We start from the raw sequence: 25,457 nt of genomic DNA, 5'->3' as shown, positions 1-25,457 counted from the left end.
CCTGAATTCCGCGAATTTTGCACGAACTGCGCCTCAGCCCGCACGAGTTGCGACGACCTGCGCCGAGAGCGCCGCCTGCACATCCTTGAGACGCGAGCGGCTGACCGGCACCGGCGGGATCGCCTCGGAGGCGAAGGCGCAGGCGCCCTTGTCCTTGCTGCGCTCGAAGCGCGCCACCTTCTCGGGATTGACGACGTAGCTGCGATGCACCTTGAGAAAGCCGCGCGGGAGCAGGCGCTTGCCGGCCTCGGTGATCGGCCAGACGCAGAAATAGCGCTCGGTATCGGTGTAGACCTGGGTGTAATGCCCGTCGGCGCGCAGGAAGGCGACATCGCGCGCCCGCACCAGCACCCGCGTGCCCTCGCGCTCGCAGGGGATGTTGAGCCCGCCATCCTCGGCCTGCTGCCGCGGCGCCGTGGCGGGTTCAGACGCGGTGTCCGGGCGCGGCGCGGACGCGGGCGGCGCCTCTGCGCCGGCCACCGGCGCGCCGCCCCCGAGGAAAGTCGCCCCCACCCAGAGGAAGGCGCCGAAGAGCACGAAGCTCGACAGGATCACCCCGAGCGCCATGACCTCGTTGCTGATCAGCGGGCCGAACTCGGTCACCTCGGGCCGAGCGACGAAACGGGTGCCCGCCATGGCGAGGAAATGCACCGCGAAGACCGCGGCGCCGAAGCACAGCGTGCCGAGCGCGATGGTGCGGTTCGAGCGCACGCCGTAGGCGATGCCGAAAGCCAGCACGCAGAGGCCGATCGCCAGAACCGACGACAGGATCAGCCCGGCCGGGGTATAGACCGGCCGGCAGAGCTGCATGCCCGCCATGCCGATATAGTGCATCGCGAGGATCCCCGCGCCGACGATGGCGCCGGCGGCAACGATCACGCCGCGCGTGCGGGTGGTGAAATGCAGCAGCACCAGCGCCAGAGCCACCATCAGGATCGCCACCAGCGCCGAGGCCAGGGTGATCGCGGCGTCGTAGAAGAACAGGATCGGCAGCTGCAGCCCCAGCATGGCGACGAAATGCATCGACCAGATGCCGCCCCCCAGAGCCACCGAGGCCAGCGCCACCGCCAGCTTGCGCTGCGGCACGCTGCGGCGCGCCATGTCGCGGGTCAGCGACAATCCGGTCGCGCCGGCAACCAGCGCCACCACCAGCGAGGCCACCACCAGCCACGGGTCATGTCCGAACGCGAGAAACTCCTCCATGCCGCAGAAGATGCGACATCGCCCGAACCATTGCAATTGCGGCCTGTGCCCGTTCAGATCGCTCCACAGCACCGGGCGTCGCGCAGGCGGCTCCTCCGCGCTTGCGGGCGTCCTCGCATCCCACCGGGGGCACATGAGTGGCCCCGCGCCCCGCGGCACCCTTGGGTCGCCTCCGGCGGGAGTATCTTTGACGAAGAGAAGGCAGGGGCGCTGCGCTCCTGCCTTCTCTGGTTTCCAAATACCTCGGGGGAGTCCGCGCTTGCGCGGGCGGGGGCAGCGCCCCCAACCTGCGACGGCGGGCTCAGCCCATGCGTTCGGAGGCGTATTCCCCGGGCGACGCCGGGAAGACCACGGTCTTGTCGCCGTTGAGGAACACCCGGCGGTGCATGTGGGCGTGGATGGCGCGGGCCAGCACCTGGCTTTCGACGTCGCGCCCGAGCGAGACGTAGTCCGACGGGCTCTGGGCGTGGGTCACGCGCACGGTGTCCTGCTCGATGATCGGGCCCTCGTCGAGATCGGCGGTGACGTAATGCGAAGTCGCCCCGATCAGCTTCACGCCGCGCTCGAAGGCCTGCTTGTAGGGGTTGGCGCCCTTGAACGACGGCAGGAAGGAGTGGTGGATGTTGATGATCCGGCCCGACATCTCGGTGCACATCTCGTCGGAGAGGATCTGCATGTAGCGCGCCAGCACGATCAGCTCGGCGCCGGTCTCGCGCACGATGCGCATCTGCTCGGCCTCGGCCTCGGGCTTGTTGGCCTTGGTCACCTTGATGCAGTGGAACGGGATGTCGTGGTTCACCACCACCTTCTGGTAGTCCATGTGGTTCGAGATCACCGCCACGATGTCGATCGGCAGCGCGCCGATGCGCCAGCGATAGAGCAGGTCGTTGAGGCAGTGCCCGAAGCGCGAGACCATGATGATGACCTTCATCTTCTCGCTCGGATCGTGGAACGCGAACTCCGCCCCGAAGGCCTGCGCGGTCTCGGCGAAGGCCTCGCTCAGCGCCTCGCGGCTGCGCCCCTGCTCGCTCTCGAAGCTCAGGCGCATGAAGAACCGGTCATTGCCGATATCCGAGAATTGCGAGCTGTCATGGATATTGCAGCCCTGCTCGGCGAGGAAGGTGGAGATCGCGGCGACGATGCCGGAGCGCACCGGGCAGGCGACGGTCAGGATAATCTGGGACATACCTGTTGGACCTTTCGTTGTCTCAGCATTCCGGCAGGTTGACGGCAATCCCGCCGGTGGAGGTTTCCTTGTATTTCTCGTTCATGTCCTGCCCGGTCTGCAGCATCACGCGGATGCAGTTGTCGAGCGGCATGAAATGCTGACCGTCGCCGCGCAGGGCGAGCGAGGCGGCGGAGACCGCCTTGATGGCGCCGAGCGCGTTGCGCTCGATGCAGGGCACCTGCACCAGCCCGGCGGCCGGGTCGCAGGTCATGCCCAGGTGATGCTCGAGCGCGATCTCGGCGGCGTTCTCGATCTGCGCGTTGCTGCCGCCCAGCACGGCGCAGAGCCCAGCGGCGGCCATCGCGGCGGCGCTGCCGACCTCGGCCTGGCAGCCGGCCTCGGCGCCCGAGATCGAGGCGTTGTGCTTGATCAGGCCGCCGATCGCCGCCGCGGTCAGCAGCAGGTCGCGGCAACCGGCGCGGGTCGCTCCGACGCAATGGTCGCGGTAGTAGCGCAGCACCGCCGGCACCACGCCGGCAGCCCCGTTGGTCGGCGAGGTCACCACCCGCCCGCCGGCGGCGTTCTCCTCGTTCACCGCCATGGCGTAGACGCTCATCCAGTCATTGGCCTGGTGCGGCTGGGCGAGGTTCATGCCGCGTTCGGCCTGCAGCTGGTCATGGATCGCCTTGGCGCGGCGGCGGACCTTGAGCCCGCCGGGCAGAATGCCCTCCTGGCTGAGGCCGCGGGCGACACAATCGTCCATCGTGTCGAGGATGCGGTCGATGCGGGCGTCGAGCCCGGCGCCGTGCAGCACCTGCTCGTTGGCACGCTTCATCTGCGCGATGCTGAGCCCGGAGGCCGCGCCCATCTCGAGCATCTCGGCGGCGGTGCCGAAGGGATAGGGGAAGGCGTGCGAGACCTTCTCCTCGTGCAGGTCATGCGATCCGGCGCGCTGCGCCTCGAGCTCGGCGGCAGTCAGGACGAAGCCGCCGCCGACCGAGTAATAGGTCTGCTGGTGATAGGCGTTGCCGGCCTCGTCATAAGCCTTGAGCACCATGCCGTTGGCATGGCCGGGCAGCGGCGGGCCGAAATCGAAGACCAGGTCGTTCTGGGTGTCGAAGACCAGCGGCTCGAGCCCCTCGGGATGCACCATGCCCTCGCGGCGCACGGTCTCTTCGAGCTCTTCCGCCTTGTCGGGATCGAGGGTCTCGGGCGACAGGCCGCAGAAGCCGAGTATCACCGCGCGGTCGGTGGCGTGGCCCTTGCCGGTCCAGGCCAGCGAGCCGTGCAGGCTGGCACCGAGCCGGTGCAGTGTTCCGGCGCCGGGAATCTTCTCGGCCCCGCCCCGCAGGTCGTCGAGGAACCGCGCGGCGGCGACCATCGGGCCCATCGTGTGCGAGGACGAGGGGCCGATCCCGATCTTGAAGACGTCGAAGACCGACAGGAACATCGCTGCTCTCCTAAAGTGGCTTGCGCCGGCGGGAACGGGAAGCGGCCTAGGGCCGGGGATGCCGGGCGAGGTCAAGACTACCCCGCCCGTGCCACAGGTCTACCGGGTCAGTGGATTTCCGCCGCCAGTTCGCGGCAGCCGGTTGCCAGCAGGTCGAGCAGGTGCGACGCGAAGCTGTTCCAGACATCCATGCGGAAGCTGGTCTCGGCATCACGCCAGAGCACCACCGTCACACCGTCGAAGGAGGTGCGGCGGCCCGAGCCCGGCAGGATCGTCTCGATGTTGCGCGGGCAGCCGATGGTCAGCAGCTCGGCGGCGCGCGGGCCCTCGATCACGAAGCTGACCTCGCGGCCCGACACGTCGACGAGGCTGTGCGGGTGATTGGCGTAGAGCCCGGCGAGCTCCGTCACCGCGCTTGCGGCAGCGTCCTTGCTGCCGTGCAGGATCCACTCGTCGGGGCCGAGGCGCATGGCCTCGAGCACACCAGAGGACGAACGGCTGCCGATCTGCCCGTCGAGCGACAGGCCGAGCGCCGCCTCGAAGGGGGCGAGATCGCCGCGGGCGCGCAGCGACAGGCGCGTGCAGGCAACGGCGGCCGAGACCCGGGCGGCCGGGCTTTCAACCAGCATGCCGGGGGTGAAGGACGATACGGGTGCGTTCATTCTCTTCTCCTCAGATCTTCAGACGGGTGTTCTCGGGATCGACGAAGATCGTCGAGGTGATCTTGGCGGCGATGGTGCGGTCGGGCATCGGGATGTGGACGATCTCGCCCATGCGGGAGTGTCCGCCCTCGACCACGGCCAGCGCGATCGGGCGATCGGTGGTGCCAGTGTCGTAGGACGAGGTCACGTGGCCGACCATCTTCATCGGAACCGGCTGGTTCGGATCGAACACGATCTGCGCCCCTTCCTCGAGCTTCGAGCCGTCCTCGGTCAGCAGGCCGACGAGCTGCTTGCGGCCCTCGGCCACGAGGTCGGGACGGGCCAGACCGCGCTTGCCGACGAAGTCGGGCTTGTTCTTGCCCACGGCCCAGCCCATGCCCGCGTCATAGGGCGTGACGGTGCCGTCGGTGTCCTGACCGACGATGATGTAGCCCTTCTCGGCGCGCAGCACGTGCATGGTCTCGGTGCCGTAGGCGGTGATGCCGTATTGCTGGCCCGCCTCCCAGAGCGTCTCCCAGAGCTTGCGGCCCATCGGCGCCGGCACGTTGACCTCGAAGCCGATCTCGCCGGTGAAGCTGACACGGAACAGCCGGGCCGGCATGCCGGCGACGGTGCATTCCACGCAGGACATGTGCGGGAAGGCCTCTTCGGTGAGCTCGACGCCCTCGACCAGCGGCGCGAGGAGCTTGGCGGCGTTGGGGCCGTTGAGCGCCACGGTCGACCACTGCTCGGTCGTCGAGGTGAGCCAGACGTTGAGGTCGGGCCACTCGGTCTGGAGGTAGTCCTCCATCATGTTGAGGACGCGCGCGGCACCGCCGGTGGTGGTGGTGACGTGGAACAGGTCCTGCCCCATGCGGCCGATGACGCCATCGTCGCGGATGAAGCCATCATCGCCGCAGAGCAGGCCGTAGCGGCAGCGGCCCACGCCGAGCTTGGTCCAGGGGTTGGTGTACATGCGGTTCATGAACTCGACCGCATCGGGGCCCACGACCTCGATCTTGCCCAGCGTGGAGGCGTCGAAGATTCCGACGCTCTCGCGGGTGGCGGCGCATTCGCGGCGCACCGCGTCGTCCATGCTCTCCCCGGCCTTGGGGAAGTACCACGCCCGGCGCCACTGGCTGACCGGCTCGAACACCGCGCCGTTCTCCTCGGCCCAGCTGTCGATCTGGGTCTTGCGGGTGACCTCGAAATGGCTGCCGCGATGGTAGCCCGCGAAGGCGCCGAAGGTGGTCGGCGTGTATGGCGGACGGAAGGTCGTCAGACCGACCTGCGGCTGCTTCTTGCCGAGCGCGTCGGCGGCGATGTTCAGGCCGTTGATGTTCGACATCTTGCCCTGGTCGGTCGCCATGCCGTTGGTGGTGTAGCGCTTGACGTGCTCGATCGAGCGCATGCCCTCGCGCACGGCGAGGCGCAGGTCCTTGGCGGTGACGTCGTTCTGGTAGTCGACAAAGGCCTTGGCCTTGCCGGGGCTGCGGTCGGTCGGCAGTTCCTTGTGCGAGACACCGGTGCCGGGGCGGTCGCCCTCGACGCTGTAGCTCACCTCTGCGCCGGCCTTGCCCAGAGCCGCGACGATCTCGCGGCCCTTCTCGGCGCCGTCCTTCAGCGCCGCCTCGATGCCCCAGAGACCGCGGCTCGCGCCGGCGATGACGCAGTTCTCCGGCGTCTTCTCGGGCAGGAAGGTGGTGCGGTCGTCATCCCAGGCGAGCGAGCCCTTGGTGTGCGAGAACAGGTGCAGCGAGGGCGTCCAGCCGCCCGACATCAGCACCGCGTCGCACTTGATCTCCTCGCCGCTGCCGACGGCACCGCCGCGAACCGGGTTGACCCGCAGCGACGACACGCGCAGACGACCGCTGGTGGCGGTCGCGGTGTGCGACAGCTTCACCGGGATGTTGCGCTTGCGCGCCTCGGCCTGCAGCGCCTCGGAAACGCCCTCGCGGGTGTCGACGATGGCCTGCACCTTTGCACCGGCATCGACCAGGTCGAAGGCGGCGTACCAGGCGCTGTCATGCGAGGTCAGCACCACCGGCGACTTGCCCACCAGCACGCCGTAGCGGTTGAGGTAGGTCTGGGCCGAGCCCGCCAGCATCACGCCGGGGCGGTCGTTGCCGTGGAACACCAGCGGCTTCTCGAGCGCGCCCTGCGCCAGCACGACCTGACCGGCGCGGACACGCCACATGCGCTCGCGCGGGGTGTCGTCGGGCAGCTTCGGCAGGTGATCGGTGAGCTTCTGCACCAGGCCGATCATGTTCTCGTGGTAGTAGCCGATCGCGGTGGTGCGGGTCATGATCTTGACGCCCAGCGCCTCTAGCGCGGCGACCTCGGCGGCGAGCCAATCCCATGCGGGCTGGCCGTCGATCCTGGCCTGCGGCTCCGACAGCAGCGTGCCGCCGGCTTCCGGGTTCTCGTCGACGATGACGACCTTGAGCCCCTCGACGGCGGCGGCGCGGGCGGCGGCAAGGCCGGTCGGGCCGGTGCCGACGATCAGCACATCGCAATGCAGGTAGCGCGATGCGTAGTGATCCGGGTCTTCCTCGCTGGGCGACACGCCGAGACCGGCGGCCGCGCGGATGAAGGGCTCATAGACCTTGTCCCAGAAGCTGCGCGGCCACATGAAGGTCTTGTAGTAGAACCCGGCCGAGAACAGCATGTAGGCAGCATCGTTGACCGCGCCCACGTCGAACTTGAGGCTCGGGTACTTGTTCTGCGAGCTGGTCTCGAGACCTTCCCAGATCTCCTGCACGGTGGCGCGGGTGTTGGGCTCGAAGCGGCCCGGGCCGCGGCGGGTGCCGATCAGCGCGTTGGGCTCTTCCGAGCCCGCGGCCACGGCACCGCGCGGGCGGTGATACTTGAACGAACGGCCCATCAGGTGCACGCCGTTGGCCAGCAGCGCCGAGGCGACGGTGTCGCCCTGCCCGCCGGTGAAGGTCTTGCCATCGAAGGTGAAGGTGACGGGGCGCGAGGTGTCGACGCGGCCCCGGCCGGAAACGCGATACTGGCTCATTTCAGGCCCTCCGTCAGGCTGGCGAGGTCGGGACGCGGGGCGCCCGCCTTGTAGGTGGTGAGGAACTTGTCCGACACGGTGTCACGCACCGCGTTGAAGTAGCGGCCGCAGCCGTGGAAGTGGCGCCAGCGCTCGTGGTACGGGCCCTTCACGTTGCTGCGCATGAAGAGGAATTCCTGCCAGTCCTCGTCGCTCATCTCCGAGGGGTTCTCGGGGCGGGCGATATGCGCCTCGCCGGCATAGGTGAACTCGAGCTCGGGCAGCGTCTCGTCGCAATAGGGGCAATGGATCAGAAGCATCTGCGGAGACTCCTCAATTAGTGTGCGACGGCCGCGGCGGCGGCCTCGTCGATCAGGCGGCCGGTGCGGAACCGGTCGAGCGTGAAGGGCGCGTTGATCGGGTGCGGTTCGTCCTTGGCGATGGTCCAGGCGAAGACATGCGCCGAGCCCGGCGTCGCCTTGAAGCCGCCGGTGCCCCAGCCGCAGTTGACGTAGAGGTTCTTGACCGGAGTCTTGCCGATGATCGGCGAGCGGTCGGGCGTGTTGTCGGTGATGCCGGCCCATTTCCGCAGCATGCGCATGCGGTTGAAGATCGGGAAAACCTCGGAGATCGCCGCGACGGTGTGCTCGATCAGCGGCAGGCCGCCGCGCTGCGAGTACGACACGTACTGGTCGGTGCCCGAGCCGATCACCAGCTCGCCCTTGTCGGATTGGCTGCAATAGGCGTGCACCGCGTTCGACATCACCACGCAGGGGAAGACCGGCTTGACCGGCTCCGAGACCAGCGCCTGCAGCGGCATCGACTCGAGCGGCAGGCGGACATCGGCGGTGGCCATGACCTGGGTGTTGTGGCCCGAGGCCGAGACCGCGACCTTCTTGGCCTTGATGAAGCCCTTGGCGGTGTCGACACCGGCGACCGAGCCATCCGGGTTGCGGCGGATCGCGGTGACGGCGCAGTTCTGGATGATGTCGACGCCGCGCATCGCCGCGCCGCGGGCATAGCCCCAGGCCACCGCGTCGTGGCGGGCGGTTCCGGCCCGCTCCTGCAGCGCGCCGCCCATCACCGGGTAGCGGGCATTCTTGGAGATGTTGATCGGCGGGCAGTATTCCTTGCACTCTTCCGGGGTCAGCCAGCGGTTGTCGACGCCGTTGAGGCGGTTGGCATGGACGTGGCGCTTGAAGCTCTGAACGTCGTGCACGTTGTGGGCCAGCATCAGCACGCCACGGTTGGAGTACATGACGTTGTAGTTCAACTCCTGGCTGAGGTTCTGCCACAGGTCGACCGAGTGATCGAACAGCCGCGCGCTCTCGTCGTAGAGATAGTTCGAGCGGATGATCGTCGTGTTGCGGCCGGTGTTGCCGCCGCCGAGCCAGCCCTTGTCGATCACCGCGATGTTGGTGATGCCGTGCTGGGTGGCGAGGTAGTAGGCGGCGCCGAGGCCGTGGCCGCCGGCCCCGACGATGACGACGTCATACTCGTCTTTCGGCTGGCTGTCCGGCCACTGCTCGGTCCAGTTCTTGTGGCCGCTCAGGGCGTTCTTGAGGAGGGAAAAGGCGTTGAAGCGCGTCATGAGTCGGCCCCCGTCTGCAGAGATGATCGCAGTGGGGTAGCCTGTGACGTCGCTTCAAGCGTGAACGTTTGCGACAGCCGGGATGGAGATCCGCGCCAAGCGCAGGATCGATGCGTCAGCCCGGCCCCGACTCGCGGCTCTGGCGCAGCGCCAGCGGGGTGCAGCCGAACTGGCGGCGGAACATGCGGCTCAGGTGCGAGCTGTCGCAGAAGCCGCAATCGAGCGCGATCTGCGCCACCGATTTCTCGCTGGTCTCGATCAGGTGATGCGCCAGCGACAGGCGGATGCTGAGGAAGGCGGCCTGCGGCGAGGTGTCGAGCGCGACGCGGAAATGCCGTTCGAGCTGGCGCTTGCTGTGACCGATGCGCTTGGCGACCTCGGCCACCGAGAGCGGCGTGTCGATATTCTGCTGCATCAGGAGCAGCGCGCGCAGCACGATCGGGTCACGGGTCTTGAAATCCATGCTGATGCCGGGCTGCGGCTTCTCGGCCTGCAGCTGGTCGTCGATGATCATGATGTGCAGGCTCTTGCTGGCCTGCGCCTGCCCCACGTGCTTGTCGACGAGATAGGCGGCGAGATGCGCCGAACTCGCGCCGCCGGAGCAGGTCAGCCGGTCGCCATCGACGACGAAGATCTGGTCGGAGACCGGGTTCAGCCCCTCGAACTGCGACAGGAACTCGGAATGGTGGAACCAGCTGACGCAGCAGCGGTAGCCCTCCATCAGCCCAGCCTGGTGCAGGAGGAATGCGCCGGAGCAGACGCCCACCAGCGGCACGCCCTGCGAGGCCGCCTCCTGCAGGAAGCGGGTCTGGCCGGCGCTGAGGCTGGGCAGCTCGTCCATCAGCCCGCCGACCACGACGATGTAGTCGAAGCGCGCCGGATCGCCGAGTCGCTCCTTGGGCTGCACCGTGATGCCGCTGCTCGACATCACCGCATCCATACTGTCCGACAGCACCGTCCAGTTGCAGAGAATCGGGCGCGAACGGTCGCCCTCGTCCGCCGCCAGCCGCAGCACGTCGACGAAATTGGCGAAAGCGCAGAGGGTGAACTTGCGCGACAGGATGAAGCCCACCGACAGGCGGGCACTGTCCTTGCGCGGCCTGAGCGCACGCGCGGAGGCGTTTCGAGCGGGGGCGGAAGGGGTGCGGGCGGCTTGGTCCATGGGCACGGGTCCTGCGGCGCGAAGGATTCCTGATAGGCTGTCGTAGCGCTCATCCCGCATTGACGCAATCATCCTGTTTTTCGAGAGCGCTTTGCTGCAAGTCTGCCCCCCATGTTTCGCGCCCGCCTGCCCCGGGCGCGTGGCAGGGCAGACCCGGCGCACTTCCCCTTGCTCCCCGTACCGTGTCTGCCCTGCCCCCTTGGCGGCCTGCCCCGCCCTTCGCCGATCCGGGCCACGGGTCGTCGTTTTCGGTCCGGTGAATGCCGGTCGAGTGCTAGCCACCGATGCGCCCGCATCGGAAAGTTTCGACACCCCTCAAAGACAAGTGGAACGCACCATGTCTTCGTTTCCTGAACGCGCAAACGTTGTTATCGTCGGCCTCGGAGGCATCGTCGGCGCGTCTGTCGCGCACCACCTGATCGAGCGCGGCTGGACCGACATCGTCGGCATCGACAAATCCGCCATCCCGACCGATATCGGCTCGACCGGCCACGCCTCGGATTTCTGCTACGTCACCAGCCACGACCTGCTGAGCACCTGGACCTCGACCTACTCGGTCGATTTCTACGAGAAGCTCGGCCACTACAGCCGCATCGGTGGCCTCGAAGTGGCGCGCGTCGGCGATGACGAGCGCATGCAGGAGCTCAAGCGCCGCTGCGACTCGGGCCGCGCCTTCGGCACCCGCGTCGAGATGATCTCGGCCGCCGAGGCCAAGGAGAAATTCCCGCTGCTCGAGGAAGACCAGATCCAGGGCGCCATGTGGGACCCGGATGCCGGCCTCGTCGTGCCGCGCTCGCAGACCGTCGCGGGCAAGCTGGTGGATGCCGGCGAGAAGGCCGGCAAGCTGCGCGCCTTCGCCAACACCCCGGCGCTCGAGCTGATCCAGGAAAACGGCCGTGTCGTCGGCGTCAAGACGCACCGCGGCACCATCATGGCCGATCACGTCGTGGTCTGTGCCGGCCTCTGGGGCCGCCTGATCGCCGACATGGTGGGCGAAGACCTTCCGGTGATGCCGGTCGACCACCCGCTGACCTTCTTCGGCCCCTACGATGAGTTTGCCGGCACCGGCCTCGAGATCGGCCGTCCGCTGCTGCGCGACCAGGGCAACTCCGCCTACCTGCGCGACACCGGCGATCCCAACACCACCGAGGGCGGCCAGATCGAGTGGGGCTACTACTACGAGAAAGAGCCGCGCATGGTGCACCCGCGCGACATTCTCGAGAAGGGCCAGGCCCGCCTCGGGCCGTCGATGCGCGACCTCGAGCTCGAGGACGTGATCGAGCCGCTCGAACGTGCGATGGAGCTGACCCCGATCCTCGGCGAGCTCGGCTTCAACGAGAGCCACTCGTTCAACGGCCTGCTGCAGACCACCACCGATGGCGGCCCCTCGATGGGTGAGAGCCGCAAGGTGCGCGGCCTGTGGTACGCCGTGGCGATCTGGGTCAAGGACGCGCCCGGCATGGCCAAGCTGATCGTCGACTGGATGACCGACGGCCGCACCCATATCGATCACAACAGCATCGATTACGCGCGCTTCCAGGACTACCAGCTGAAGGAAGACTTCATCTGGGGCCGCTGCGAAGAGACCGCCAAGAAGATCTACAACCCGCCGGTCCACCCGCGCGAGCCCTTCGCCAACGCCCGCGGCATCCGCCGCTCGCCGTTCTACGAGCGCGAGGTCGAGCTCGGCGGCTACTTCATGGAGCTTGGCGGCTGGGAACGGGCGCATGGCTACGCGGCCAACGAGCACCTGCTCGAGAAATACGCCGACCAGGTGCCGGTGCGCGAAAACGAGTGGGACAACCGCCACTTCTGGCGCGTCTCCAACGCTGAGCAGCTCGAGATGAGCGCCGATTGCGGCATCATCAACCTGTCGCACTTCCACATGACCGACATCTCCGGTCCGGATCACGTGGCGCTGATGGAGTATCTCTGCGCCGCCAAGATCGGTGGCGACAACATGGTCGGCAAGGGCATCTACACCCACATGCTCGATGACGAGGGCAACGTGCGCGCGGACTTCACCGTGTTCCGCATGGCCGACCGCTGCCGCCTCGTGAACGGCGCCGATGCCGGCCCGCGTGACCTGATGTACATGAAGCGCATGGCGCAGGATCGCGGCCTCGACGTCACCATCGAGGACGTGACCGAGAAATTCACCACCATCGGCATCTGGGGGCCCAATGCCCGCGAGAACCTCAAGAAGGTGGTCGCGGATCCGGACGCGCTCGATGTCGAGAACTTCCCCTTCGCGGCGATCAAGCCGATCGAGATCGCCGGCAAGACCGTCATGGCCTTCCGCATCTCCTATGTCGGCGAACAGGGCTGGGAACTTCACATGCCCTACGAGGACGGCCTCGCCGTCTGGGACGCGCTGCGCGATGCCGGCGTGATGGCGGTGGGTGTCGAGACCTATGCCAACTCGCGTCGTCTCGAGAAGTCGCTCCGCCTGCAGAACGCCGACCTGCACACGCAGTACAACCTCTACGAGGCGGATCTCGCCCGTCCGAAGGTCAAGGAAGCCGACTTCCGCGGAAAGGAGAAGCATCTCGAGTACCGCGCCCGCGACAAGCAGCCGGCGATGCTCTGCACCCTGGTCATGCATGACAATACCGACAGCCAGGGCGTTGCCCGCTACCCGGTGAACACCATGCCGGTGATGGACCCGGAGACCGGCGAGGTGCTGATCGACAGCCTCGGCCGCCGCTCCTACACCACCTCGCAGGCCTATGGCCCGACCGTGGGCAAGAACATCATGCTGGCCTACCTGCCGCAGGAATATTGCGAGGTCGGTCGCAAGCTGCAGGTGACCTATTTCGACGAGCCCTACGAGGTCGAGGTGGCCGGCATCGGCTACGCCCCGCTCTACGATCCCGAGAACCTCAAGCCGCGCAGCTGACGCGGCACCAGGAGGCACGACTGACCGGCGGGCTCTGGCCCGCCGGTTTTGTTTTGGGTCTGCGCTTCAAGATCGAGCCACGCCCCGGCGCTGAGCCAAGGAAGGACAGGCCGCCGAGGCAGCGCCGGCCCCGCCCCGCGGGCCCGCGATTTGGTGACGCCTGCGCGGCGCGTCGAGGCCCTTCTAGTGCGAGCCAGATGATTCGAGAGGATCAAGGCGTCGCAACGCCCCCCAAGGGCTCGCCGCTGCGCACTCCGTTGCGATGGCACGGAGACCTTGACCCCGCGCCTGAGGGGTCCTCCCCCCTCCCCTCAGTGCTCCGCCAGCCAGTCGGCGAAAAGCCGGGCGTTGGCCGAGGCGCGGCCATGGATGCGGAGATAGAACGGGTGCGGCGAGGGCATCTCGTCGGGCACCAGCGGCACCAGCCGGCCGCTGCCGAGATGGCTTCCGAGCAGCCCCTCCCAGCCCAGCACGGCGCCGACGTGATCCTCCGCCGCCTGCAGCGAGATCAGGTAATTGTTGAGGAAGAACCCCGGCCCGCGCGGCGCCGGACGGTCGAGATAGGCGAACCATTCCGGCCACTCGGTATAGGGGTTCACCCCGGACTGGGTGTGGATCAGCGGCACGTCCGAGAGATCGGCCAGCCGCTCGATGCCGTAGGCCTTCGCGAACTGCTCGGTGCCGAGCGCGAGGATCCGGTCGCGAAAGAGCACGCGGGTCTCGTCATCCTCCGCTTCCGGGTCGCCGTAGTGGATCGACAGGTCCACCCCCTGCGCCTTCTGGTCGTCCTGGATGAGCTGGGATATTGCGACGCCCGGATGCGCCTTCCAGAAGGCGGCCAGCCTCGGGGTCAGCCAAAGCCCGCTCATCGCGGTGGTCGCCGCGATCGACACGCCGGTCCGGTCGTGCCGGCTGCGAATCCGGGTCACACTCTCCGAGATTGTCTCGAATCCCCTCTGCAACGAGACGAAGAGCAGCGCCCCCGCCTCGGTGAGCTCGACCCCGCGATACTGCCGATTGAAAAGGGATTGCCCCAGTTCATGTTCCAGCGCCTTGATGCGGTGACTCACCGCAGCCGGGGTGACGTTGAGCTCGGCTGAGGCCAGCTTGAAGCTCAAATTTCGAGCAGCGGCTTCAAAACAGGCGAGGTCACCGAGCGACGGCAGGTCATAGGGTTTGGGCATTGGGCGTCGCTTTCAGGCTGGGGATGTCGCAAACAAGCGAAAACCTATCATGACATTAATTCAACTAAACCCACATGAGGATTTTGCCAATTGCCAATTTCCGACTAGGATGGCTCTGTGCGCCGAAATAGCCCTCCCGCGACAGGAGTTTCGCCATGGCCAGCCCGACCGCCCCGCTCTCCGAACTGCTCAGCCAGCACCGTCCCGGCCATGCGCTCTCGCAGCCGTTCTACACCTCGCCCGAGATCTACGAGGCCGACCTCGAGACGATCTGGTACCGCGAGTGGCTGTTCGCCTTCCCGGCCTGTATGCTCGACAAGACCGGCGCCTACCAGCGCCTGCGCATCGGCGCCTACGACGTCATCGTGATCCGGGACGGCAAGGGCCAGATCGTCGCCTTCCACAACTCCTGCCGCCACCGCGGCTCGGTGCTGTGCTCGGCCGCGCAGGGCCGCGTCGCCAAGCTCACCTGCCCCTACCACCAGTGGACCTACGACCTCGACGGCAAGCTGCTCTGGGCGCGTGACATGGGCCCCGATTTCGACCCGTCGAAGCACGGGCTGAAGCCGGTGCACTGCCGCATCAACGCCGGCCTAGTCTACATCTGCCTCGCCGCCGACGCCCCCGATTTCGCGCCCTTCGAGCAGACCGTGAGCCCCTATCTCGGCGTGCACGACCTGTCGAACGCCAAGGTGGCGTTCCAGTCGACGATCATCGAGAAGGGCAACTGGAAGCTGGTCTGGGAAAACAACCGCGAGTGCTACCACTGCGCAGGCAACCACCCCGACCTGTGCCGCACCTACCCCGAGGATCCGACCATCACCGGCGTCAGCGCCGATGGAACCTTCCCCGAGAAGGTCGAGAAGCACTTCAACCGCCTCGAGGCCGCCGGTGCACCGTCGCGCTTCCAGATGGATGAGGGCGGCCAGTTTCGCGTCGCGCGGATGCCGCTGCTCGATGGCGCCGAGAGCTACACCGTCTCGGGCAAGATCGCGGTGCAGAAGCGCCTCGGCCACATCCCGTTCCTCGATGCCGGCACGCTGCTGATGTTCCACTACCCGACCACCTGGAACCACTTCCTGACCGATCACTCGATCACCTTCCGCGTCACCCCGATCGGGCCGCAGGAGACCGAGGTGCAGACCACCTGGCTCGTCAACAAGGATGCGGTCGAGGGCGTGGATTACGACCTCAAGAACCTGACCACGGTCTGGGAGCACACCAACGACGAGGATCGCCGCGTCGTCGAGGACAACCAGCAGGGCATCAACTCGCCCGCTTTCGAGCCTGGCCCCTACTCGGCGACCCACGAAGACGGCGTGATCCAGTTCGTGAACTGGTATCTCGGCCGCATGCGCTCCGCGCACGCCCCCGCCACCCTAGCAGCGGAGTAACTGCCCATGACCACCTCCCTCGTCGCCGCATCGGGGCACTGGACCGACGACGAGGCGCTGGAATGCGTCTCCATCCTGCCCGAGACACCGAACGTCATCACCGTGTGCTTCCAGTCGCCCTCGGGCCGACCGTTCGACTTCAAGGCCGGGCAGTTCCTCACCCTGGAACTGCCGGTGCCCGGCGGGCCGCTCTACCGGACCTACACGATCTCGTCCTCGCCCTCGCGCCCGATGTCGCTGACGCTCACCATGAAGGCGCAGGCCGACAGCATCGGCACGCGCTGGATGATGGACAACCTCAAGCCGGGCATGACGCTGCGCGCGCTCGGCCCGGGCGGGCGCTTCACCGCCGCCGATCACCCGGCCGAGAAGTACCTGTTCATCTCCGCCGGCTCCGGCATCACCCCGATGATGTCGATGGTGACGGATTTCTACGACCGTGGCCGCACCTGCGACATCGTCTTCGTCAACTGCGCCCGCACCCCGTCGGAGATCATCTTCCGCGAGCGGCTCGAGCACATGGCCTCGCGCATCGAGGGGCTCGACCTGCGCTGGGTCGTGGCCGAGCGCGACAAGTACAAGCCCTGGACCGGCTACCAGGGCCAGTTCAACCAGCTGATGCTGGGCCTGATGGCGCCCGACTACCTCGAGCGCGAGGTGTTCTGCTGCGGCCCCGAGGGCTTCATGACCGCGGTGCGCGAAGCGCTGGCGGGCCTCGGCTTCGACATGGACCATTACCACCAGGAAAGCTTCCAGGCGCCCGGCACCCCCGGCCCCGAACTGGTCGAGGCCCCGGTGCCGGAAGACGACCTGCCGGAAGAGGATGTGCAGGCCGAGATCGTCTTCGACATCTCCGGCGTCAGCGCCTCCTGCCCCGAGACCGATACGGTGCTCTCCGCGGCGCGCGGCGCCGGCGTGGCGATCCCGTCGGGCTGCACCTTCGGGGTCTGCGGCACCTGCAAGGTCAAGAAGCTCGAGGGCGAGGTGCACATGGTGCACAACGGCGGCATCACCGAGGAGGAGATCGAGGAAGGCTATATCCTCGCCTGCTGCTCGAACCCGCGCGGCAAGGTCACCGTCGAGCTCTGATCTCTCAGATCCGAACCCCGCGTGGCGCGGTCAGTCCGCGCCGCGCATCAGCACGCCCACCGGCGGCTGATCCTCCGCCCTCCCCTGCCCCGCCTGAGCCTTGCGATACTCCGCCGGGGTCACGCCGCGCTCGGCCTTGAGGGTGCGCGACAGGTGCGGCCCGTCGCAGAAACCGCAGGCCAGCGCCACCTCGGTGATCGAGGCATCGCTGCCCCGCAGCCGCTGCAGGGCCCGCTCTAGCCGCAGGTCGAGATAGACCTTCAGGGGCGTCTGGCCGAGATCCGCGAGGAAGCGCCGCTCGAGCGTGCGCCGCCCCACCTGCATCTCGCGCGCCAGCTCTTCCACCGTCTTCGGGTGCTCGAGGTTCTGCTGCATCCGCAGCACCGCACGCTTGACCAGCGCATCGCCGGCGCGCCGCGCGGTGGCCTGGCCGGGTTGCGGCCGCTCGCCGCTCATCGCCTCGTCGATCATCATGATGTTGAGGCTCTTGATCGCGGCATTCTGCCCGACATGGCGCTGCACGAGGAAGGCGGCGAGATGGGCTGCACCGTGGCCGCCGGAGCAGGTCAGCCGGTCGCGGTCGACGACGAAGATCTGGTCGGAGATCGGCGTCTCGGCCTCGAACTGGTCGAGGAAATCCTGGTGGTGAAACCAGCTCACGCAGCAGCGATAGCCCTTGAGCAGGCCGAGCCGCTGCAGGATGAACACGCCGGTGCAGAGCCCGACCAGCGGCACCCCGGCGGCGGCCTGCCGCTGCAGGAAGCCCTGCGCCTCGGCGCCCAGCGCGGCGCTGTCGCCGATCAGACCGCCGACCACGACGATGTAATCGTAGCGCCCGGCATGGCGCAGCCGCTTCTCGGGCTGCACCCGCACACCGCAGGAGGAGCGCACCGCCTCGAGGCTGTCGGACAGCACCACCCAGTCGCAGAGGATGGGGCGCGAGAGATCGGCCTCGTCGGCGGCAAGGCGGAGCACGTCGACGAAATTGGCGAAGGCCGAGAGGGTGAAGCGGTCGGCCAAGAGGAAGGCGACGCTGAGGCGCTTGGCAGGAGTCTTAGAGGGGCTGGCCATGTCGGCATCCTTCACAGCGGATGGCGCGAATCTACAGGGTGCGGCGGATGCGGGCAATGTGGCCTTGGTCGTAGAATGGGGGCGCCGCCGCGCCATCGCCTGCCCGAGGGGGGGGCGATCTTCCCTGCGAGCCTCTCGGTTTATCTTGGCCAAGTCCGAAGGACCTCACCACTGCGGCCCCAGTTTCACCAAATCGCCAGCCCGTCGGAGCCGGCAGGCAATGGCGCGGCGGCCTCTGGCCTTTGCCCCGCGCCAGAGCGGAGATCGAATGCCGCGACTCGCCAAGCACATGAGACCCGGCCCTCCGCCCAGAAATCAGGCACCCGATCTCCACGTCCGGAGCAAAAAAACGGACCCCAAATCACCCGAATCCCAGCCCCCGCAAGGGCACACAAGCTCTTGTGCCCCGAACCGTTGCACAACTGCATATTGACGCACTCCAGGCCACATGATCTAGATATAGGTGCTTCAGGTGCTCGGCGGAATCATCCGCCGGCAAGAGGGAAGCCGGTGAAAAGCCGGCACTGCCCCCGCAACTGTAAGCGGCGCGCGAGACCGATCACGCCACTGGGGCTGCCACCCCGGGAAGGCCGGTCCCGCGGGATCCGCCGCGAGTCAGGAGACCTGCCGGAAGCAACAGGATTTGACCACGAACGGAGGGTTCGGGGCGTGTCAGGGAACCGGGTCGGCGCTGCTGGCCCGCCCAAGTCGCGTCGCCTCCCGCCAGCCACAAAGAGGACGCCGCCCATGTCGATCATCGTCTACTCCAAGCCCGCCTGCGTGCAGTGCACCGCCACCACCCGCGCCCTCGATGCCCGCGGCCTGCCCTATGACGTGGTAGACCTGACCGAGGATGCCGAGGCGATGGCCCGCGTGACCGAGCTCGGCTACCGCCAGGCGCCCGTGGTCATCGCCGGCGAAGACCACTGGTCGGGCTTCCGCCCCGACATGATCGGCGCGCTCGCCTCCTGAGCAATGCCGGGGATCGTCTACTTCTCCTCGGCCAGCGGCAACACCGCGCGCTTCGTGGACGGGCTCGGGATGGCGGCCAGCCGCATCCCCGTCTCGCCCAAGGCGGCGCTGCCAGAGCTGCCGGAGGACTACGTGCTGATCTGCCCCACCTATGCCGACGGTGAAGGCCGCGGCGCGGTGCCCAAGCAGGTCATCCGCTTCCTGAACGATCCCGAGAACCGCCGCCGCCTGCGCGGCGTCATCGGCGGTGGCAACCGCAATTTCGGGGCCACCTACGGCCTCGCCGCCGATGTCATCGCCAAGAAATGCTCCGTGCCGCTGCTCTACAAGTTCGAGCTTGCCGGCACGCTCACCGACATTGCCCGCGTCAGAGACGGGCTGCACGCCTTCTGGGGGACCGAATGCTTGACCGCATGAGCGAGACGCTCGACTACCACGCGCTGAATGCGATGCTGAACCTCTACGACGAGGACGGCCACATCCGCTTCGAGGCCGACCGCATGGCCGCGCGGCAGTATTTCCTGCAGCACGTCAACCAGAACACCGTGTTCTTCCACTCGCTCGACGAGAAGCTCGATTACCTCGTCGAGGAGGGCTATTACGAGGCCGAGGTGCTCGAGGCCTATCCGCGCGAGTTCCTGCAGCGCATCTGGGATGCCGCCTTCAAGAAGAAGTTCCGCTTCCCGACCTTCCTCGGCGCCTTCAAGTACTACACCTCCTACACGCTCAAGACCCGCGACGGGAAACGCTTCCTCGAGCGCTACGAAGACCGCGTGGTGATGGTCTCGCTGGCGCTGGCGCGCGGCGATCAGGATCTCGCCATGTCGTTCATGGAAGAGATCCTCTCGGGCCGCTTCCAGCCCGCCACGCCGACCTTCCTCAACGCCGGCAAGAAAAGCCGCGGCGAGCTGATCTCCTGCTTCCTGCTGCGGCTTGAGGACAACATGGAGAGCATCGGCCGCGGCATCAACTCGGCGCTGCAGCTCAGCAAGCGCGGCGGCGGCGTCGCCCTGATGCTGACCAACATCCGCGAGCATGGCGCGCCGATCAAGGGCATCGAGAACCAGTCCTCCGGCGTCATCCCGATCATGAAGCTGCTCGAAGACAGCTTCTCCTACGCCAACCAGCTCGGTGCGCGTCAGGGCGCGGGGGCGGTCTATCTCAACGCCCACCACCCCGACATCCTGCGCTTCCTCGACACCAAGCGCGAGAATGCCGACGAGAAGATCCGCATCAAGACGCTGTCGCTCGGCGTGGTGATCCCCGACGTCACCTTCGAACTCGCCAAGCGCAACGAGCCGATGTACCTGTTCTCGCCGCATGACGTGGAGAAGATCTACGGCGTGCCGTTCTCGGAGATCTCGGTCAGCGAGAAATACGACGAGATGGTCGAGGACAAGCGCATCCGCAAGACCAAGATCAACGCCCGCTCGTTCTTCCAGACGCTGGCCGAGATCCAGTTCGAAAGCGGCTATCCCTACATCATGTTCGAGGACACGGTGAACCGGATGAACCCGATCGACGGGCGCATCACCATGTCGAACCTGTGCTCCGAGATCCTGCAGGTCAACGAGGCCTCGGACTACAACGAGGATCTGAGCTATGCCCGCATGGGCACCGACATCTCGTGCAACCTCGGCTCGCTTAACATCGCCAAGACCATGGATGGCCGCGACCTTGGCGCCACCGTCGAAGCAGCGATCCGGGCACTGACCGCGGTGTCGGAGATGTCGGCGATCGACGCGGTGCCGTCGATCCGCAAGGGCAATGACGAGAGCCACGCCATCGGCCTCGGCCAGATGAACCTGCACGGCTTCCTCGCCCGCGAGCGCATCCATTACGGCAGCCCCGAGGGGGTCGAGTTCACCTCCGTCTACTTCGCCACCGTGGCCTATCACGCCATCCGCGCCTCCTGCGCGCTGGCCAGGGAACGCGGCGCGACCTTCAAGGGCTTCGCGGCGTCGGACTATGCCTCGGGCGTGTTCTTCGACAAGTACACCGAGCGCGACTGGCTGCCCGAGAGCGACCGCGTGGCCGAGCTCTTCGACGGCATCGCCCTGCCCTCGCGCGCCGACTGGGCGGCGCTGAAGGCCGACGTCATGGAGCACGGGCTCTACAACCGCAACCTCCAGGCGGTGCCACCCACCGGCTCGATCAGCTACATCAACAACTCGACCTCCTCGATCCACCCGATCGTGTCGAAGATCGAGATCCGCAAGGAAGGCAAGATCGGCCGCGTCTACTACCCGGCCGCCTTCATGACCAACGACAATCTCGAGTATTACCGCGACGCCTACGAGATCGGCCCCGAGGCGCTGATCGAGACCTATGCCGCTGCCACCGAGCATGTCGACCAGGGCCTGTCGCTGACCCTGTTCTTCCCCGCCGAGGCCACCACGCGCGACATCAACCGCGCCCAGATCCTCGCCTGGAAGAAGGGCATCAAGACGATCTACTACGTGCGCCTGCGCCAGACCGCGCTGGAAGGCACCGAGGTCGAGGGCTGCGTGTCCTGCACGCTCTGAGCCCCTCCCGAAACGCTTAGGAAGAGATCCGCCATGAAGGACAATGCCCCCGCCGCCACCCGCGCCGTGCCCCGCGCGATCAACTGGAACCGTCTGCAGGACGAGAAGGACCTTGAGGTCTGGAACCGCCTGACGGTGAATTTCTGGCTCCCCGAGAAGGTGCCGCTGTCGAACGACGTGCAGAGCTGGGCGACGCTGACCGAGGAGGAGCGCCAGCTCACCATCCGCGTGTTCACCGGCCTGACCCTGCTCGACACCATCCAGAACTCGGTGGGCGCGCCTGCGATGATGCCCGACTGCATCACGCCGCACGAGGAATCGGTGCTGACCAACATTGCCTTCATGGAGGCGGTGCACGCGCGCAGCTACTCGTCGATCTTCTCGACCCTGTGCTCGACCCGCGAGGTGGACGAGGCGTTCCGCTGGTCGGACGAGAACCCGCACCTGCAGGCCAAGGCCCGTGCCGTGCTCCAGACCTACGCCCCCGAAGCCGACCCGCTGAAGCGCAAGATCGCCAGCGTGTTCCTCGAGAGCTTCCTGTTCTATTCCGGCTTCTACCTGCCGATGTACTGGTCGAGCCGCGCCAAGCTGACCAACACCGCCGACCTGATCCGCCTGATCATCCGCGACGAGGCGGTGCACGGCTACTATATCGGCTACAAGTTCCAGCGCGGTCTCGAGCGCGAGAGCCCCGAGCGCCGGCAGGAGCTCAAGGACTACGCCTTCGGTCTGCTCTTCGAGCTCTACGACATCGAGGCGCGCTACACCGAAGAGCTCTATGACGGCATCGGGCTGACCGAGGAGGTGAAGGCCTTCCTGCATTACAACGCCAACAAGGCGCTGCAGAATCTCGGCTTCGAGGCGCTGTTCCCGCCGGAGGCGGCCGAGGTTAACCCGGCGATCCTCGCCGCCCTCAGCCCCGACAGCGAGAACCACGATTTCTTCTCGGGCTCCGGCTCGAGCTACGTCATCGGCCGCGCCGTGGCGACGGAAGACGAAGACTGGGATTTCTGAGCGGGGGGCTCATGCGCTCAGACGAGACCAAGAAGGCCCGCGCCTCACGGCGCGGGCCTTCTGCGTGAATGTCTGGCAAGGTTCACTTTCTCTAGGCGATCTGAGCGAACTCGAGGCGGCGCGCCTCAATCTTTTCCTGAATATTCTGGGCTTCATCGGCAGTTATTAAATGCTCCACGGCAAGCCATCGCAGAGCATCTTCGGCATCATCCAGAGAGCTCGTCTTTCCACGTTCTCTAGCTCTGGATTCGCTGAAGGGCGCATTGGAAAATGTCGACCTACCAATTTCCGCTTGTATTTGCTTCTTTTGCGCTTGCGATAATAGATGGAATTTTCCAAGCGCAGCCAATGCAACTAAGACATCCTGACAATCGACGTGCTGCCTTTGCCGCCGTTGAGCGGTCGCTTGAGCATTCTGAATTTTAGCCTTGGCCATTCCCTGCATTAGACCGATAACGAAGCTACCCCCCAAAAATACTACAAAAAATACTGCCAAGCTCCCTTCACTGACTGCCATAGAAATTGCCACCATAAACAAGATAGGCCCAATAATAATCATACACTCCCCTTTCTGCATTTAGATATCGCATATTATACAAAAAAAATATCTTACTGCAGCCATCTCAACTAAATTTTCAGTTAAGAATTGAGCGCGTGACAAATTACGCACAAAGAGAAACATGATTTAATACGGAAAATAAATAATTCCTGTAAATTGTCGATTTCCTGTAAATTTTGCGTTTTTTCCTGCCACTAATTCAGAAAGATTCGAGACCTTACCGATGACCGTCCGCCTCTGAATAACCCACAGGTTGCGACGCACGAATACGCAGGACCGCGGATGAGCGAACGGGCGAATGGAGGGAATAGTAAAACGGACCGAAAGCGGTTTCGCCAAAGAGAGACCTAATCTTCGTCGCGAAAGCTGGTGCCCCCACACGGCAAGTTGGGCAGCGGAGATAAAATTTCCGCGTCCACGGATAACTACCCACATCCGTTGCAGAAATCGTCTCCGAATGAGTGTTCGGGGCGATCCGTGCAACAGCCCCTCTGTGGGGCAGACTGTGGAGCAGACCATGAGCGACAAACCTACCACGCTTTCAGACGGATTGGAACTACGCGGGCGTATGTATTACGCTCGGTTCCGGGTTCCCTCTCGCTACCACCAGGTAGAGACGCGACGCGAAGTCAACAATTCCCTGAAGACCCGCGACCGTCGGCAAGCCAGGGTCAAGCTTGAACAAATGCGCACCCAGCTTGAAATGCAGTGGGAGACGCTGCTGGCCGAGAAAGAAGGGCGGAGCACCGTCGATAGCTTCATCCAGATGACCCATTTCCTGGAAACCCTCTCGCTGCCGTTCCGGCCTTTGCAGAACTTTGCAGAACATCGTCAGCGGACCGCTCGAAGACATGCTGTCCCGGATCGAGAAGATCGACGATTTCGGCACAACATCTGATGCGGTTCCCGCCGTTCTTGGCGCAAAACAACTGCCCGACGTCATGGTGTCAGAAATGGCCGATCTGATGAAGCGCCAGCACGCGACCAAGATTTCACGCAAGAGCGCGTACCAGACCAGGGTCTGGGTCTCGAAATATCAGCGTGCGGCCGCATCCTTCGTCGAAGTGGTCGAAGACAAACCGATGCACCAGATCTCCGAAGCCAACGCCATGGCGTTCAAGAAGCACTGGCTCGAGCGTCTGAAGACCGGCCAGCTGACGTCGAACTACGTGAACAAGCAGATCCGGCATTTCCGCCAGATGATCGACACCTACTACGAGATGTTCACCGTCCCCATGAGCGAACGCAACAACCCGTTCGCGGGCATGAGCCTCAAGAACGCCGGATCCTTTGCGAATGACGAAGGTACGAAGCTTCCGCTGCCCTCTTCTTGGGTTCAACGCGTCGTGTCCGGCCACGTTTTTGCGGGCCTGGAAGGTGACCCCCAAGCGCAGGATATTGCGATCGTCGTGGCGCAAACTGGCGCCCGGCAGAGCGAAATCTGTGACCTGCCGCCGCACAACATCGTTCTCGACCATCCGATCCCGCATGTCGTCATCGGCTTCGTGAATCGCGGGGAATACCAGTCCGAGCTCAAGAACAAGGCATCCGAGCGCGTGATCCCGCTCGTCGGACCGGCCCTGGAGGCCATGCGCCGCAACCACGAGGGTTTCCCCAAGTATCGCGGCAAGGGCACGATCAGTAACGAGCTCGGCCGCTATCTCAAGGACAACGACCTGTTCCCGGAACCCAACGAAGCGCAGAAGGCCGAAATCGCGCGGAGAGCCGAAGCCTTGGGTCGCGATGTCAACGATGCCTTGCAGCGCCCCTTCTCATTCGGCTCAACTCGTCACACCTTCGAGGACCGCATGCTGGCCTTGGACTTCACTAACGAAGAGCGCGCCTACATGATGGGGCATTCACTGACGCAGGTGCGCGGTCGCCCGGTCTACGGCAGCGGGCCGGATCTCGCCCTTCGCGCCCTGTATATGGAGCTGGTCTCCTACCCGACGGAAACCTGGGCTCCGCGACCCAGCAAAGAGCTCTGGGCCGAAGTCGATGCGCATCTGGTAGGAATGGGGTTCGAGTTGCGCCGCCCACGTGCGCAGGCGGCATGACATTGCGAGGTCCTCAAGCCAGCACCATAATGGATTTCAATAATCGTCCAAGTGCTGTTGCTTTCCGGGCCATGGAATGAAATTTTCAAAGATCGTGGAAATCTACATGCCTGAGACCACTCGTCCTATCCGCGTTGCGCGCGATCTGTGAGTGGCGAAAGCCCCTCTCGACGACACTTTCCGGGGGCCGGTGATGAAACGCCTCGGCAACGCAGTCGCCGAGCAATCTGGTGGGGCCCGGCGATCGGCTATCATGTCGACATCCCAGAACGGGTCCTCATCATTTTCAATAGACTATAGACCGTCACCACATTACGATGCCGCGAAGCCACCACCGGCCTTGTTTTGTTGAAACTCCTGACCTGCTCCCCTGAAAAGTCCGCGGTTTGAAGTTAGCCTGTTCTCCAAACGAGGAGACAGACGATGCGGAAAAGCCGTTTTAGCGAAGAGCAGATCATTGGCATCCTGAAGGAGCAC

General features: G+C 65.6%; 20 protein-coding genes and 1 riboswitch. Of the genes, 9 read left to right on the top strand and 11 right to left on the bottom strand.

All coding sequences use genetic code 11. The annotated features are described in order from the left end of the window. Positions 1–33: 33 nt before the first annotated feature. The 8 genes from KUV62_RS09610 to KUV62_RS09575 all read right to left on the bottom strand — a co-directional run bounded on the left by KUV62_RS09610 (position 34) and on the right by KUV62_RS09575 (position 10,216). Positions 34–1,203: an MHYT domain-containing protein gene (locus KUV62_RS09610; RefSeq protein ID WP_222603489.1), complete on the bottom strand. Its 1,170-nt coding sequence runs from the start codon at positions 1,201–1,203 to the stop codon at positions 34–36. Positions 1,204–1,504: 301 nt separating this feature from the next. Further along, the gene (purU, locus tag KUV62_RS09605; protein WP_222603488.1) at positions 1,505–2,389 is read right to left on the bottom strand and encodes a formyltetrahydrofolate deformylase; all 885 of its coding nucleotides are present in this window, start codon (positions 2,387–2,389) and stop codon (positions 1,505–1,507) included. A gap of 22 nt (positions 2,390–2,411) precedes the next feature. Then, on the bottom strand, positions 2,412–3,821 hold the full coding sequence (locus KUV62_RS09600) for an L-serine ammonia-lyase (protein ID WP_222603487.1): 1,410 nt from the start codon (positions 3,819–3,821) through the stop codon (positions 2,412–2,414). A gap of 107 nt (positions 3,822–3,928) precedes the next feature. After that, positions 3,929–4,483 (bottom strand): sarcosine oxidase subunit gamma, encoded by a 555-nt coding sequence (locus KUV62_RS09595; RefSeq protein ID WP_222603486.1) that lies wholly within the window; start codon positions 4,481–4,483, stop codon positions 3,929–3,931. A 10-nt stretch (positions 4,484–4,493) separates the two neighbouring features. Next, a complete protein-coding gene (locus KUV62_RS09590; RefSeq protein WP_222603485.1) occupies positions 4,494–7,484 on the bottom strand; it encodes a sarcosine oxidase subunit alpha in 2,991 nt (996 codons plus the stop codon). Beyond that, a complete protein-coding gene (locus KUV62_RS09585; protein WP_222603484.1) occupies positions 7,481–7,783 on the bottom strand; it encodes a sarcosine oxidase subunit delta in 303 nt (100 codons plus the stop codon). Before KUV62_RS09585 ends, KUV62_RS09590 begins: the two co-directional genes overlap by 4 nt. Before the next feature lie 17 nt (positions 7,784–7,800). Beyond that, complete coding sequence (locus tag KUV62_RS09580; RefSeq protein ID WP_222603483.1) at positions 7,801–9,054, bottom strand: sarcosine oxidase subunit beta family protein; 1,254 nt, start codon at positions 9,052–9,054, stop codon at positions 7,801–7,803. Between the two features lie 115 nt (positions 9,055–9,169). Continuing rightward, positions 9,170–10,216 (bottom strand): GlxA family transcriptional regulator, encoded by a 1,047-nt coding sequence (locus tag KUV62_RS09575; RefSeq protein ID WP_261395529.1) that lies wholly within the window; start codon positions 10,214–10,216, stop codon positions 9,170–9,172. A 337-nt stretch (positions 10,217–10,553) separates the two neighbouring features. Here KUV62_RS09575 and KUV62_RS09570 point away from each other — a divergent pair, with 337 nt between their 5' ends. Then, the gene (locus KUV62_RS09570) at positions 10,554–13,115 is read left to right on the top strand and encodes an FAD-dependent oxidoreductase (RefSeq protein ID WP_222603482.1); all 2,562 of its coding nucleotides are present in this window, start codon (positions 10,554–10,556) and stop codon (positions 13,113–13,115) included. Positions 13,116–13,426: 311 nt separating this feature from the next. Here the strand turns inward: KUV62_RS09570 and KUV62_RS09565 are convergent, their stop codons facing one another. After that, a complete protein-coding gene (locus KUV62_RS09565; protein WP_222603481.1) occupies positions 13,427–14,299 on the bottom strand; it encodes a LysR family transcriptional regulator in 873 nt (290 codons plus the stop codon). Positions 14,300–14,454: 155 nt separating this feature from the next. On the opposite strand from KUV62_RS09565, the gene KUV62_RS09560 reads away from it, so the two are divergent. Beyond that, positions 14,455–15,693, top strand: coding sequence for an aromatic ring-hydroxylating oxygenase subunit alpha (locus KUV62_RS09560; protein ID WP_222603480.1), 1,239 nt, complete (start codon positions 14,455–14,457; stop codon positions 15,691–15,693). Positions 15,694–15,699: 6 nt separating this feature from the next. Beyond that, positions 15,700–16,782: a hybrid-cluster NAD(P)-dependent oxidoreductase gene (locus KUV62_RS09555; RefSeq protein ID WP_222603479.1), complete on the top strand. Its 1,083-nt coding sequence runs from the start codon at positions 15,700–15,702 to the stop codon at positions 16,780–16,782. Between the two features lie 30 nt (positions 16,783–16,812). Here the strand turns inward: KUV62_RS09555 and KUV62_RS09550 are convergent, their stop codons facing one another. Continuing rightward, on the bottom strand, positions 16,813–17,853 hold the full coding sequence (locus KUV62_RS09550; protein WP_222603478.1) for a GlxA family transcriptional regulator: 1,041 nt from the start codon (positions 17,851–17,853) through the stop codon (positions 16,813–16,815). A 453-nt stretch (positions 17,854–18,306) separates the two neighbouring features. Continuing rightward, a riboswitch (cobalamin riboswitch) is annotated at positions 18,307–18,500 on the top strand. 100 nt (positions 18,501–18,600) lie between these two features. Here KUV62_RS09550 and nrdH point away from each other — a divergent pair. From nrdH to nrdF, 4 genes are read left to right on the top strand one after another with little or no spacing between them, the layout of a single operon-like run. Beyond that, positions 18,601–18,825: a glutaredoxin-like protein NrdH gene (nrdH, locus tag KUV62_RS09545; protein ID WP_007797878.1), complete on the top strand. Its 225-nt coding sequence runs from the start codon at positions 18,601–18,603 to the stop codon at positions 18,823–18,825. Between the two features lie 3 nt (positions 18,826–18,828). After that, positions 18,829–19,242, top strand: coding sequence for a class Ib ribonucleoside-diphosphate reductase assembly flavoprotein NrdI (nrdI, locus tag KUV62_RS09540; RefSeq protein ID WP_222603477.1), 414 nt, complete (start codon positions 18,829–18,831; stop codon positions 19,240–19,242). After that, on the top strand, positions 19,227–21,350 hold the full coding sequence (gene nrdE, locus KUV62_RS09535; protein ID WP_222603476.1) for a class 1b ribonucleoside-diphosphate reductase subunit alpha: 2,124 nt from the start codon (positions 19,227–19,229) through the stop codon (positions 21,348–21,350). The genes nrdI and nrdE overlap by 16 nt, the downstream gene beginning before the upstream one ends. A 33-nt stretch (positions 21,351–21,383) precedes the next feature. Continuing rightward, positions 21,384–22,364, top strand: coding sequence for a class 1b ribonucleoside-diphosphate reductase subunit beta (gene nrdF, locus KUV62_RS09530; RefSeq protein WP_222603475.1), 981 nt, complete (start codon positions 21,384–21,386; stop codon positions 22,362–22,364). A 91-nt stretch (positions 22,365–22,455) separates the two neighbouring features. Here the strand turns inward: nrdF and KUV62_RS09525 are convergent, their stop codons facing one another. After that, positions 22,456–22,941, bottom strand: coding sequence for a hypothetical protein (locus KUV62_RS09525; protein ID WP_222603474.1), 486 nt, complete (start codon positions 22,939–22,941; stop codon positions 22,456–22,458). Positions 22,942–23,440: 499 nt separating this feature from the next. Between KUV62_RS09525 and KUV62_RS09520 the strand changes: the two genes are divergently transcribed. Both KUV62_RS09520 and KUV62_RS09515 read left to right on the top strand, forming a co-directional pair. Next, positions 23,441–23,821 carry a DUF6538 domain-containing protein gene (locus tag KUV62_RS09520; RefSeq protein WP_222603473.1) on the top strand — a complete coding sequence of 127 codons (381 nt, stop codon included), beginning with the start codon at positions 23,441–23,443 and terminating at the stop codon, positions 23,819–23,821. After that, the gene (locus KUV62_RS09515; protein ID WP_222603472.1) at positions 23,775–24,980 is read left to right on the top strand and encodes a hypothetical protein; all 1,206 of its coding nucleotides are present in this window, start codon (positions 23,775–23,777) and stop codon (positions 24,978–24,980) included. The genes KUV62_RS09520 and KUV62_RS09515 overlap by 47 nt, the downstream gene beginning before the upstream one ends. Positions 24,981–25,457: the final 477 nt, after the last annotated feature.

This window comes from Salipiger bermudensis (genome assembly GCF_019801965.1).
Taxonomy (GTDB): domain Bacteria; phylum Pseudomonadota; class Alphaproteobacteria; order Rhodobacterales; family Rhodobacteraceae; genus Salipiger; species Salipiger bermudensis_A.
The sequence above is the reverse complement of the archived record's forward strand: the minus strand, read 5'-3'. Positions and strand labels throughout refer to the sequence as shown.